We start from the raw sequence: 12,137 nt of genomic DNA, 5'->3' as shown, positions 1-12,137 counted from the left end.
CCGTACCATCAGAGGCTCTTGGCCATGCGCGGATCGAGCGCATCGCGAAGGCCGTCGCCGAGCAGATTCACGGCAAGCACGGTGACGGACAGGAACGCCGCCGGGAAGAACACGATGTAGGGCTTGACCTGCCACAGCGCGCGGCCTTCGGCCATGATGTTGCCCCAGGACGGAATGGTGGGCGGCGTGCCGGCACCGATGAAGGACAGGATTGCCTCGGTGATCATGGCGCTGGCACAAATGTAGGTAGCCTGCACCAGCATCGGCGCGAGCGTGTTGGGCAGGATATGGCGCAGGATGATCATCGGCGTGCGCGTGCCGCAGGCGACCGCGGCATCCACATAGGGCTGCTCGCGCAGTGACAGCACCACGCTGCGGACGAGGCGCGAGACACGGGGGATCTCGGCGATGGTGATGGCCAGAATGACGTTGCCGACGCTGCCGCGCGTCAGCGCCATCAGCGCGATCGCGAGCAGGATTGGCGGGATCGACATCAACCCGTCCATGAAGCGCATCAGGATGCCGTCGGCCCAGCGGATGAAGCCGGAGACGATTCCGATGGCAAGACCGGCCGCGGACGCGAATATCGCGACCGACAAACCCACCGTGAGCGAGACGCGTGCGCCGTAAAGCACGCGCGAATAGATGTCGCGACCAAGCACATCGGAGCCAAACCAGAAAGCGGCCGACGGCGCGCGGGTGCGTTTTGCCGGCGCAAGCGCAGTCGGATCGACCGTCCAGAGATAGGGCGCAAAGATCGCGATCAGGACCAGGATGAGCAGCAACGCGCCACCGATCGCGACGGTGGGATGGCCCCGCAGGAGACCGATGAAGCCGCGCCGGATCACGACAGGCCGAAGAATCTCCGGCAGTTGCGGTGCGAGGACGAAGCCGGCCGGCAGTGCCTGCGGATTGACGGTCGTATCGGTCAATAGCGGATCCTCGGGTCAACGATAGTATAGACGACGTCGATCATCAGATTGACGAGGACGTAGACGAAGCTGAACAGCAGCACGATGCCCTGGATGACGGGATAGTCGCGGCGCAGGATCGCATCGATCGTGAGACGGCCGAGGCCGGGGATCGCAAACACGCTTTCCGTGACGACCGCGCCGCCGATCAACAGTGCGATGCCGATCCCGATCACGGTGACGATGGGGACAGCGGCGTTCTTCAACGCATGAACGAAGAGGATACCGCCCTGCCCGAGACCCTTCGCCTTGGCGGTGCGGATATAGTCCTGCTGCAAGACTTCAAGCATGGTGGCGCGGGTGATGCGCGCGATCAACGCGATGTAGACGCATCCAAGCGCGACCGCCGGCAGGATCAGGTTTTGCAGCCAGGGCCAGACCCCCTCCGAGAGCGGCGTGTAGCCCTGCACGGGCAGCCATTCGAGCTCCAGAGCGAAGATATAGGCGAGGACATAGCCGACGACGAAGACCGGCAGCGAGAAGCCGAACACGGCAAATGCCATGATGGCTCGGTCGATGAAGCTGCCGGCCTTCCATGCCGCCACCACGCCGAGCGGCACCGCGATCACGATCGTGAGCAGAAGCGTGACACTCATCAGCGACAGCGTCGGGCCGAGACGCTGCCCGATCATCGCGGAGACCGGCAGGTTGGTGAAGATCGAGGTGCCGAGATCGCCGTGCAGGATGCGCCAGACCCAGCTTCCGAACTGGATCAGGAACGGCCGATCGAGGCCGAGCCCCTGGCGAATGCGCTCCACATCCTCCGGGCTCGCCTGATCGCCCGCGATCACCACGGCGGGATCACCCGGCGCGATGTAAAGCAGGCTGAACACGAACAGCGCGACGATTGCCATGACCGGCAAGGTCGAGACGATGCGACGGAGGATGTAGGAGAGCATCTGGCTTCAGTGCAAGATCATGCGGATTTCGACACGCCCCAGAAGAACGGCAGCGGCCCCTTGGTGATGCCGGAGACGTTCTTGCGCCACGCCGTGTAGCTCAGGAAGAAGCCGGTCGGGGCGTAGACGACGTCATCGAGCGCCGCCTTGTTGAGGCGGCCGATCGCTGCCTTCTCCTCATCGAGGTTCTTGGCCTCGAACCATGACGTGACTTCCTTCTCGGTGCCGGGGCTGGTGGGCCAGCCGAACCAGGCCTTGTCGCCATTGGCGCGAATGGCAGTATAGGGCGCCGGGTTGGTGCAATCCGCGCCGGCGTGCCAGGTGTGGAACATGTTCCAGCCGCCCTGCCCCGGAGGGGTCTTCAGTGCGCGGCGGGAGCCGACCGTGCCCCAGTCGGTCGCGACGAAGTCAACGTTCATGCCGAGTTTCTTCAGCAGGTCCGCGGTCACGTCGCCCTGTGCCTTGGTGATCGGCTGGTCCTGCGCCACCAGGCACGTCACCGGCTGGCCGGAATAGCCGCTCTCGGCGAGCAGCTTCTTGGCCGCATCGAAATCACGCTTGCCCTTCAGGATCTCGCCGCCCATCTCGGTATAGAGCGGCGTATCCGGCGTGAAGAAGCCGGGTAGCGGCTTCCACAGCGAATTGTCGTCGCCGACGAGCGCACGCATGTAATCTTCCTGGCTCAGCGCCGTCAGCACGGCACGCCGCGCCCGCACGTCGTTGAACGGCGGATATAGAAAATTCATGCGGAACGAGCCGATATTGCCGAGGGGATCGCCGATATCGACGCTAATGTTCTTGTTCTTCTTCAGGACCGGAACGAGGTCGGCGATCGGGTTCTCCCACCAATCGACTTCACCGTTTTGCAGCGCGGCAGCCGCGGTGGCGGCATCCGGCATCACGATCCATTCTACCCGATCGACTAGGATCTGCTTGCCGCCGGCGAGCCATGACGCCTTCTCCTGACGCGGCACATAGTCGGCGAACTTCTCGAACACGGCTTTCGCACCCGGAACCCACTCGCCCTTGGCGAACTTCATCGGCCCGGAGCCGACATAGTCGCCAATTTGCTTGAATGGGTCGGTCTGCGCGATGCGCTCCGGCATGATGAAGGCGCAAGGCGAATTGTTCTTGCCGAGCGCATAGAGCATCTTCGGGAACGGCTGTTTCAGCACCCATTTGAAGGTGCGGTCGTCGACGGCCGTGAGCTCCTGCTGGAGCGCCTTGAGCATCAGCCCCATGGGATCGCGCACGGCCCAGCGCGTGAGGCTCGCAACAACGTCCTTGCTCCGCACCGGCTCGCCGTCGTGGAACTTGAGGCCCGGCCGCAGCTTGAACGTCCAGGTGGTGCCGTCGTCGCTCACCTGCTCGGATTCGACCATCTGCCGCTGGGGCACCAGCGAGGAATCGATGCCGTAAAGCGTATCCCAGACCAGGGCCGACGCATTACGCACGACATATTGCGTGCCCCAGATCGGATCGAAATTGGCGAGGTTGGCCTGCGGCACGAAACGCAGGGTGCGCGCCGATGCGCCTTGCGCGATCGCCGGCGCAGAGATGCCGGTCAACGCCAGACCGCCCGCGCCGGCCAGTCCCTTCAATACCGTCCTGCGATCCATGAAATCCTCCCGATAGTGCCGTGATGCCGGCCGTGCTTGGCCAAGAGCAGGTGAAACCAGAGCCCATTAGCGTGCAAATGGTATGCCACTAACCAGGCCTTCGCCGGCCGGATCTCCTCGGCATTTCGACCGGTTCAGGCTTCAAAGCGCAACCGCCAGCGCCGGCCCGGTGTCGATATGGGGGATCGCCTCGACCAGCTTGCGCGTGTAGTCGGTCTTGGGATTGTCGAACAGCGCCCGGCTGTCGCCCTGCTCGACGATGCCGCCGTTGCGCAGCACGATGGTGCGATCGCACAGCATGCGCACCACATTGAGATCATGGCTGACGAACAGCAGCGCGATGTCGTTCTCGCGCCTGAGGCGGTCGAGCAGTTGCAGCACCACCGCCTGCACCGAGACGTCGAGCGCGGCAGTGGGCTCGTCCAGCACCAGCAGCCGCGGCCGGCAGGCGATGGCGCGGGCAATGCCGACGCGCGCCTTCTGGCCGCCGGAGAGCTGATGCGGGAAGCGCGGCAGAAGATCCAGCGGCAATCCGACCCGCTCGGCGCATTCTTCCACGCGCTTGCGCAGCGCGTCGCCCGCACGCATGCCCCCCAGCCGCAGCAGCGGATGGGCGATGCAGTCGAACGCCGTAAAGCGCGGATTGAGGCTCTCGTTCGGGTCCTGGAAGACCATCTGGATGTCTTTGCGCAGAGGCGAACGATGAAAGTCGCGCGACGCGATATGTCCGATCGACTGCCCGTCGAACACGATGTCGCCTTCGCTGGGATCGATCAGCCGGCAGATCATGCGCGACGTCGTGCTCTTGCCGGAGCCGGATTCACCGACCAGCCCGATGCTCTCGCCGCCGGCCATCTTCATCGAGAAATCCGCGACCGCCGCGGAGCCCTCGTCGAAACGTTTCGCAAGTTTGCGCACCTCGAGGAGCGGCGGCGTCCCGTACGCAGGCTCCTGCCTCGGCTTGCCGAGCACTGCCGCGTAGCCTTCCCGCTCCTCCTCCGTCACGAGGTCTTCGATCCGCGAATTTGCGGTCGGCGATGCCGCGACCAGCCGCTTGGTGTAGGCATGCTGCGGCGCGCTGAAGAGCGCCTTGGGACTTGCCTCCTCGACAATGCGGCCGCGTTCCATCACGGCGATGCGGCGGCAATAGCGCGCCGCAAGGCCGAGATCGTGCGTGATCAGGATCGTCGCCATGCCGCGCGCGGCGGCAATGTCCGCCAGAAGATCCATCACCACCTTCTGCGTGGTGACGTCGAGCCCGGTGGTCGGCTCGTCGGCGATCAACAGCGAGGGATTGCAGGAGATCGCAATCGCGATCATCACGCGCTGGCACATGCCGCCGGAGAGCTCGTGCGGATAGGCATTCATCCGCGTCTCGGGGTCGCGGATCTGGACGGCGCGCAACAGCTCCAGCGCCTCGGCGCGCGCGGCGTCCTTCGATATCTTCTTGTGCGTGAGGATCGCGTCCGCGATCTGCAGGCCGATCGCCCGGATCGGATTGAGCGCCGCCCGCGGGTTCTGGAAGATCATCGACATCGCGGCGCCCTGGAGCTGACGGAGGTCGTCTCCCCTGAGCTTCGTCACGTCCTGTCCGCGGAACATGATCTTGCCGCCGGTGACGCGCCCGGCCGGGTCGAGCAGCCGCGTCGTCGCAAAGCCGGTGACCGACTTGCCCGAGCCGCTCTCGCCGACGAGACCGAGCATCTCGCCTTTTGCGACCGTAAGCGTCACGCCGCGCACGGCCTCCACCATGCCACGCCGCGTCGAGAACGAGACGTGGAGGTCGTCAATTCCCAGCAGTGGTTCGCTCATGTGCGCATCCGGGGATCGAGAATGTCCCGCATCCCGTCCCCGAGCAGATTGAAGCACAGCACGGCCATCATCAGCGCAAGACCCGGAAAGGCGACCAGCCACCACCGCCCCGTCGAGATGAAGCGCGCACCTTCCGCAACCATGATGCCCCATTCCGGCGTCGGCGGCTTGACGCCGAGGCCGATGAACGACAGGCCCGCGGCGTTGAGAATGGCCCAGCCGAGGTTGAGCGAGATCTGCACCGCCATCGCCGGCAGGATGTTCGGCAGCAGGAAGCGCAGCACCACGGAGAAATGGCTCTCGCCGCAGGCGCGCGCAGCCTCGACCCAGCCGACATTGCGGCGGACGTTCACCTCGGCACGCGCAAAGCGGATGTAGAACGGCAGGTTGATGATCGCGGTCGCGATCACGATGTTCTCGATCCGGTTGCCCAGCGCCGCGACCATTGCCATCGCCAGCACGAACAGCGGAAACGCCATCATGACGTCCACGAAGCGGCCGACGCCGCGATCGAGCTTGCCGCCGGCATAGCCGCAGAACGCGCCGACGACGGCGCCGATCACGAAGGAAATGCCGACGGCGGAGACCGCGATGGCAAGATCAAGTCGCGCCGCGATGACGAGCCGGCTGAACACGTCACGGCCGAGCTGGTCGGTGCCGGCGAGGTGCGCCGCACTCGGCGGCAGCAAGGCCTCCGAGACGTTGGAGACAATGGGATCATAGGGCACGATCCACGGCCCGAAGATCGCAACCAGGACGAACATTGCGACGCCAGCCGCGGCGACCGCGGTGAGCGGGTTGCCGCGCAGGATCCAGACGGAATGGCGGAGGGTTGCACTGGTCATTCGATCGACACCCTGGGATCGGCGATGCCGTAACAGACATCGACGACCAGATTGACCAGCACGAACAGGCTGGCCATCAGCAACACGAAGCCTTGCACCGGCGCATAGTCGGAGGACAGCAGCGCATCGAGCGCATAGGAGGCAACGCCAGGCCAGGAGAACACCTTCTCCACCAGAACGTTGGCCCCCAGCATAGTCGAGAACACGATGCCGGCGATGGTGATGACGGGCAGGATTGCATTCCTCAAGGCGTAAGTGACGACCACCTTGTGCCAGGACAACCCGACCGAGCGCGCGGTGCGCACGAAATCGCTGCCGAGCGAGACCAGCATCGAGGCCCGCGTGATCCGCGCCAGCGGCGCGATCACGAACAGCGCCATGCTCACCGCCGGCAGGATCAACTGCCTGCAGGCCGCCCACCAGCCTTCGACGTCGCCGGCGAGCAGGAAGTCGATCGAGAGGAAGCCGGTGCGCTGCGGCGGCAGCGAAGTGAAGACGTCGATCCGCCCGGTGGGATCAGGCGCCAGCCCGAGAAGGTAGTAGAAGACATAAATCAGCAGCAGGCCCGACACGAAGGTCGGCACGCAGACGCCGAGCGCGCAGAACAGCCGCACGCTGTGATCGACGAACGACCCCGGACGCAGCGCCGCGACCACGCCGAGCGGCACCGCCGCGATCAGCGCAATCAAGAGCGCGGTGAAGGTCAGCTCCAGCGAAGCCGGCAGCCGCTCGCGCAGATCCTTCAGCACCGGCTGCCCCGTCATCATGGAGCGGCCGAGATTGCCGTGGCCGATGTCGGAGAGATAGAACACGAGCTGCTCCGGCACCGATTTGTTGAGCCCCATCTGCTTGCGGATCTGTTCGATCTCCTCCTTGCCCGCATTGGGCCCCGAGGCGAAGAACACCGCGGGGTCGCCGGGCAGGACGCGCATCAGCAGGAAGGTGAAGACCAGCACACCGAACAGCGCCGGCAGCGACGACAGCAGCCGCCTGCCCGCCCGTAGCAATGTCGCACCAAGACCGGTCTTCACCTTTCGCAGCCTCTCTCGTTGTCCGCGATCACTTGTTTTCCGCGATCACTTGCGGCTGACGTCGCGATAGTCGACCTGGCGGTGGAACTCGTAGGTGTAGCCTTCGATCGACGAAGCCATCACCGCATCCTGGTTCGGCTGCCAAAGCATGATCTGCGGCATCAGGTCGAAGTGCATCGCATTGAGCTTGCGGCCGGCTTCCTCATATTTGGCCTTGTCCGGCTCGAAGCGGGCTTCCTGCGCGATCGCGGCAAGGTCCGGGTTGTTGATCGAAGAGTAGTTCCAGCGCTGATTGCCGGTGTAGAAGTTGCGGTAGAAGTAATCGGTCGAAGGCAACCAGGCTACGATGCCCTCGGTGTAGAAGGGAAGCTTCTTCTCGTTGATCTGCGTCGACATCTGCGCGTCCGGCAGCTTCTGGATGTCGACCTTGATCCCGATCTTGCCAAGCGACTCCTTGACCAGCGCCGCCATCGGCTCCGCGGTCGCGGCCTGGCCGACGTTGAAGCTGAACGTGGTCGAGAAGCCCTCTGGAAGTCCGGCGGCCTTGAGATATTCCCTGGCCTTGTCGAGATCGAGCTTCACCGGCTGCTGGAACGGATAGGTGCCGTTCAGCGGCTTGCCGTCCGGCCAGCTCGCGCCGAACAGGGGCGCGCCGCGGCCGAACAGAGCAGCCTTGAACATGTCGTCATAGGGCAGCGCGTAGGCGATGGCGCGGCGGACATTGACGTTGTCGAAGGGCGGCATCTGGTTGTTCATCGAGACGTAAGTGATCGCGTTGTATTGCGGGGTCGAGACCACCTTGAGTTTGCCCTTGGCCTCGAGCGACTGCACGTCGCTGGCCTGGAGATCCACGACGAGGTCGGCATCGCCGCGCTCGACAAGATTGGCCCGAGTCGCCGGCTCCGGCACCGACTGTATGATCACGCGCTTGAAGAAGGCCGGCTTGTTGGCAGTGCCGCGATTCCAGTTCTCGTCGCGCTTGAGGATGACCTGCTCGCCGGGCTTGAACGTCTCGACCACATAGGCGCCGCTGCCGGCGGTGTGCTCTTTCAACCATGCCATCGCCCAGGGATCATCCGCGGTGGCGTGCTGCTTGGCGAGCTTCGAGTTGATGATCATGGGATAGACGGTGGCGAGATTTGGCAGCGCAAGCTTGTCGGGTTTGGGAAGCGTCACCTCGATCGTGAGGGGATCAATGACCTTGAACTGGTCCGCCGAGGTCAGCGAACCCGTCAGGAGCTGTGCCTTGCCGAGGATCGGCGCGGTGACGCAGCGATCGAGCGACCATTTGACGTCCTCGGCCGTGACCGGCGATCCGTCCTGGAACTTGGCGTCCTTGCGCAGCCGGAAAGTGATCTTCAGACCATCGGGGCTGACGTCGTAGGATTCGGCGAGCTCGCCGGTGATCTTGTCGAGATCGAACACCCATTTGCCGTTGAGTTGCTTGCGGCCGAACGCCACCAGCCGGTCATAGGTGCTCATGCTGAGCGCGAAAGATTCGCGGGTCGAGCCCGGGATGTTGGGATCGAGCGCATTGACCGAAGATCCGGTGACGTAGCGCAACGTCTCCGCCCTGGTTTGCGCTTGCGAAGGCGCGGTCGCGACGAGCAACAGCGCAGTGGTGGCGAGGACTGAGGTCGCGGACCTGAAAGACACAAAACGCATTCGATTTCCCTTGAATTCTAGAACAGGAAGGCCGGCAAGGCTGGTCAAGAAAGAAGCAAGTTGCGCGCCAGTCTCATGGGAGACTGCCGCGGACACTTCGCCACGGCGGCGAATGGATCATCATCGCGTTTCCTCCATTTTTCGCGCCGGCCGCGTAACCACGGCCTGCGGCACGTCGTAAGCGCTGAGCGAGGCCCAGTGCCGTTCCACATCTGCGCGAAACAGGCCGCGCGTCAGGCCATTCACCAGTTTCGGCACCGCGGTCGTCATCGCGTTGATCGACGATCCCGACGCACCAAAGCTCATGGTGGAGGCGATGGCGAAGAGATGGATGTCCGAGATCCACGGCGTCTGTCCCGGCACGCGCTCGGTGAAGGCGTAGTCGTCGGCAAGATACGGGAAGCGGCCGAGCCGCGCGTTGCGCTCGTTCTCCGGCGGCTGGTAGCGATCGGCCCAGCTCGCGATGTTGCCGGCACATTTGGCGAGCTCGCCGCGGCCGGCATAGTTCATGTCGATGCCGGTGCCGCTGATGACGAAATCCGCCTGTATCGTGCCGCGCGGAGTCTGCAATTCGACACCACCGGCGGTCTGGCGCGCGGCCTCGAGCGGCGCGCCCTCGTGCAATGTAAAATTGGCATGACGGGCGCAGCGATCGTAAGTCGGCTGCGGGAAGCCTTCGCGCATTTCGAGGATGGTGCGCATGAAGCGCCAGCGCCAGGCATCGTCGAGATCGCTGAGATGGCGCAGGAAGCCGCGAAAGGTCAGCCAGCGATAGGGCTGGATCACCTGGATCTGCGCGCGGCGGCACAGCAGATGCACCTCGGCGGCGCCTGCTTCCAATGCCGTTGCCGCATTATCGAAGGCGGAGGCGCCGGCGCCGATCACCGCTACGCGCTTGCCGCGAAGGCCTTCGAAGTCGATATCGTCGGCGACGGTCGCGACCGAACCCGCCGGCAGATCGCGCAGCGGCTCGGGGATCATCCAGTCGCCCATACCCTCCTGCCCGGTCGCCAGCACGATCTTGCGGGCATAGAGCGTCTCGATGCTATCAGCGCGTTTCACGCGCGCGGCAAGCAGGCCGTCCGCCGCAGGCGCAATCTCCAGCAGCTCGCAAGCATTGCGCACCGGCAAGCCGATCGTGCGCCGCAGCCAGAGCAGATATTCGGCCCAATGCTCTCGCAGGATCAGGTTCAGCGTCTGCCAGCTCTCCTTGCCGAAGCGCGCTTCGTGCCAGGACTGGTAAGTCAGGCTCGGAATATCGAGGTCAGGTCCCGTGTAGTCCTTCGGGCTGCGCAGCGTCGGCATGCGGGCATAGGTGAGCCACGGCCCCTCCTTGCCCTCCTCGGCCTTGTCGAGCAGCAGGATGTTGCTGACACGGGAGCGCATCAGGCCAAAACCGATCGCGATGCCGGACTGGCCTGCTCCGATGATCAGCACGTCCAGCGCAGGCTTGCCGTCCGGCCCGATCTTCGGTTCGAGCCATGCGGCGTGGGGATGCGCGATCATGGCGAGATCGGCGTGAACGTCAGCTTCGAGCTGTCTCAGCGCATCACTCATGCCGCGAGCCAGCCTCCATCGACCACCATCACGGTACCCGTCGTGAACGAGGAGGCATCGCTGGCGAGATGCAGCGCGGTCTGCGCGATCTCCTCGGCCTCGCCGAACCGCTTCATGGCGTGGCGGGTGCGGGAGGCTTCGCGCACCTCCTCCGAATTGGCGTGGCGGGCAAAGCTGCGGCGCAGCATCGGGGTGTCGATCGCACCGGGCGCGATCGCGTTGACACGAATACCGTCGGTGGCGAAATCCACCGCCATCGTCCGCGTCAGACTGACGATCGCGCCCTTGGCTGCGATATAGGCGCTGTTGCCCTTGCCGCCGGCGATCGCGAGCTGCGAGGCCAGGGTGATGATCGAGCCGCCCTTCTGCCGCTGCATCTGCGGCACCGCGGCGCGCGCCCACAACCAGGTGCCGCCGACATTGGCGCGGAACACAGCGTCCCAGTCGTCCAAGCTCGTCGTCAGCACCGTGCCGCCGACGGAGAAGCCTGCCGCGGTCATCAGGATATCGAGGCGGCCGTGCCGCGCGACGACATCGCCGACCACGGTCTCGGCGAAACCGGCATCGCCGACGTCACCAACATGCGTCGTTGCCTCACCCACCACGCTCAGCGTTTCCTCGAGGCCCGCGGCATCGCGATCGACAAGGGCAAGACGCGCGCCCTCCTCCGTAAACAGCTTCGCGCTGGCGCGGCCGATACCCGAGCCCGCGCCGGTGATGATGGCCGTGCGCCCTTGTAGCCGCATCTCAAACCCACTCCCTGTGCTGCGTCCACCACGCGCTCATGGCTGCGGCAGACTCCGCGCAATCGAATCGGGCACGCCAGCCGAACTCGTCCGCCATCCGGTTCACTGCAAGCGGCGCGCGCGCCGGCCCGTGCAGCTTGATGGCTGTCTTCTCGCCGGGTGACGCCAGCCGGCACTCCAGACCGGGATGCAACGCCGCGAACGCCTGGCCCCATTGCAATGCGGACCACGCCTCGCCGTTCGAAATGTTGTAGAGCCGGTGGCGGGGCCGTTCGGCTTCCACCAGGATCGCGACAGCTTCGGCTGCGTCCGGCGCATAGGTCCAGTCTCGCAGACCCGGCTCCGGCATGATCGCCGGCTCGCCGCGCGCGAACGCCGACAGGATCTGATATTGCAGGCTCGGGGTGTCGCGCACCGAACCGGGCCGCTCCCATGGTCCGAACACCGCAGTCAGTCGCACACTCAGAAAGTCACCGCCGAACAGCTCCGCGTGGCGGGCGACCGAGCGCTCAGAGGCGAACTTGCTGATCGCATAGAACGAGATGGGATCGCAGGGCGTCTCCTCATCCAGAATGTTGACTCGCGCCCCCGCTGCGCCATAGGCCGACGCCGACGACAGATTGACGACGCGGCGAACGCCATGGCGGATCGCGGAGAGCAGGATCGGGATCTGCGCCATCACGTTGACTTCGAGAACGCGCGCGGTGGAGGCCCGCTCGAGTTCCTCGCCGGCGGTGATCGCCGCCCCGAGCACGATCGCGTCGCAACCACCGGCAATGAGAGCGTCGATCGTGTCTGTGTCGGTGATATCGCCCTGCACGGCCTTGAGCCGTGCGCCGTCATCCGCAAGAGATCGCCGAGCCGACAGCGGCAATTCAGCGCGGTCATACAGCGTGACGTCATGGCCGCGCGCGAGCAGCGCCTCCGCAACATTGAGGCCGACAAAGCCGGTGCCGCCGAAGATGATGATCTTCATCGCGCGCAATCCACCG

Annotated in this window: 10 protein-coding genes; all 10 read right to left on the bottom strand. The window is 64.9% G+C overall.

The genetic code is table 11. The features are described from left to right. Positions 1-8 precede the first annotated feature (8 nt). The 10 genes from ACQ86E_RS25935 to ACQ86E_RS25890 all read right to left on the bottom strand — a co-directional run bounded on the left by ACQ86E_RS25935 (position 9) and on the right by ACQ86E_RS25890 (position 12,121). Complete coding sequence (locus tag ACQ86E_RS25935; protein WP_431202408.1) at positions 9-932, bottom strand: ABC transporter permease; 924 nt, start codon at positions 930-932, stop codon at positions 9-11. Further along, positions 929-1,870: an ABC transporter permease gene (locus tag ACQ86E_RS25930; protein ID WP_431202407.1), complete on the bottom strand. Its 942-nt coding sequence runs from the start codon at positions 1,868-1,870 to the stop codon at positions 929-931. The genes ACQ86E_RS25935 and ACQ86E_RS25930 overlap by 4 nt, the downstream gene beginning before the upstream one ends. A 17-nt stretch (positions 1,871-1,887) precedes the next feature. Then, complete coding sequence (locus ACQ86E_RS25925; RefSeq protein WP_431202406.1) at positions 1,888-3,489, bottom strand: ABC transporter substrate-binding protein; 1,602 nt, start codon at positions 3,487-3,489, stop codon at positions 1,888-1,890. Between the two features lie 141 nt (positions 3,490-3,630). Continuing rightward, a complete protein-coding gene (gene nikE, locus ACQ86E_RS25920) occupies positions 3,631-5,301 on the bottom strand; it encodes a nickel ABC transporter ATP-binding protein NikE (protein ID WP_431202405.1) in 1,671 nt (556 codons plus the stop codon). Then, positions 5,298-6,146, bottom strand: a complete 849-nt coding sequence (locus ACQ86E_RS25915; protein ID WP_431202404.1) for an ABC transporter permease — start codon at positions 6,144-6,146, stop codon at positions 5,298-5,300. The genes nikE and ACQ86E_RS25915 overlap by 4 nt, the downstream gene beginning before the upstream one ends. After that, positions 6,143-7,177 (bottom strand): ABC transporter permease, encoded by a 1,035-nt coding sequence (locus ACQ86E_RS25910; RefSeq protein ID WP_431202403.1) that lies wholly within the window; start codon positions 7,175-7,177, stop codon positions 6,143-6,145. The genes ACQ86E_RS25915 and ACQ86E_RS25910 overlap by 4 nt, the downstream gene beginning before the upstream one ends. Before the next feature lie 45 nt (positions 7,178-7,222). Continuing rightward, positions 7,223-8,842, bottom strand: a complete 1,620-nt coding sequence (locus tag ACQ86E_RS25905; protein ID WP_431202402.1) for an ABC transporter substrate-binding protein — start codon at positions 8,840-8,842, stop codon at positions 7,223-7,225. Positions 8,843-8,962: 120 nt separating this feature from the next. Further along, positions 8,963-10,399 (bottom strand): NAD(P)-binding domain-containing protein, encoded by a 1,437-nt coding sequence (locus ACQ86E_RS25900; RefSeq protein WP_431202401.1) that lies wholly within the window; start codon positions 10,397-10,399, stop codon positions 8,963-8,965. Further along, positions 10,396-11,145 carry an SDR family oxidoreductase gene (locus ACQ86E_RS25895; protein WP_431202400.1) on the bottom strand — a complete coding sequence of 250 codons (750 nt, stop codon included), beginning with the start codon at positions 11,143-11,145 and terminating at the stop codon, positions 10,396-10,398. Before ACQ86E_RS25895 ends, ACQ86E_RS25900 begins: the two co-directional genes overlap by 4 nt. Position 11,146: 1 nt before the next feature. After that, positions 11,147-12,121 carry an NAD-dependent epimerase/dehydratase family protein gene (locus ACQ86E_RS25890; RefSeq protein WP_431202399.1) on the bottom strand — a complete coding sequence of 325 codons (975 nt, stop codon included), beginning with the start codon at positions 12,119-12,121 and terminating at the stop codon, positions 11,147-11,149. Positions 12,122-12,137: the final 16 nt, after the last annotated feature.

Source organism: Bradyrhizobium betae, assembly GCF_050632175.1.
GTDB lineage: Bacteria > Pseudomonadota > Alphaproteobacteria > Rhizobiales > Xanthobacteraceae > Bradyrhizobium > Bradyrhizobium betae_B.
Note: the sequence above shows the minus strand (reverse complement) of the source record. Positions and strands in the feature narration are given on the sequence as shown.

Excerpts from the sequence above, each read along its gene's own strand:
- ACQ86E_RS25930 (WP_431202407.1), bottom strand. The coding sequence starts at position 1,870 with ATGCTCTCCTACATCCTCCGTCGCATCGTCTCGACCTTGCCGGTCATG.
- ACQ86E_RS25925 (WP_431202406.1), bottom strand. The coding sequence starts at position 3,489 with ATGGATCGCAGGACGGTATTGAAGGGACTGGCCGGCGCGGGCGGTCTG.
- nikE (WP_431202405.1), bottom strand. The coding sequence starts at position 5,301 with ATGAGCGAACCACTGCTGGGAATTGACGACCTCCACGTCTCGTTCTCG.
- ACQ86E_RS25915 (WP_431202404.1), bottom strand. The coding sequence starts at position 6,146 with ATGACCAGTGCAACCCTCCGCCATTCCGTCTGGATCCTGCGCGGCAAC.
- ACQ86E_RS25905 (WP_431202402.1), bottom strand. The coding sequence starts at position 8,842 with ATGCGTTTTGTGTCTTTCAGGTCCGCGACCTCAGTCCTCGCCACCACT.
- ACQ86E_RS25900 (WP_431202401.1), bottom strand. The coding sequence starts at position 10,399 with ATGAGTGATGCGCTGAGACAGCTCGAAGCTGACGTTCACGCCGATCTC.
- ACQ86E_RS25895 (WP_431202400.1), bottom strand. The coding sequence starts at position 11,145 with ATGCGGCTACAAGGGCGCACGGCCATCATCACCGGCGCGGGCTCGGGT.
- ACQ86E_RS25890 (WP_431202399.1), bottom strand. The coding sequence starts at position 12,121 with ATGAAGATCATCATCTTCGGCGGCACCGGCTTTGTCGGCCTCAATGTT.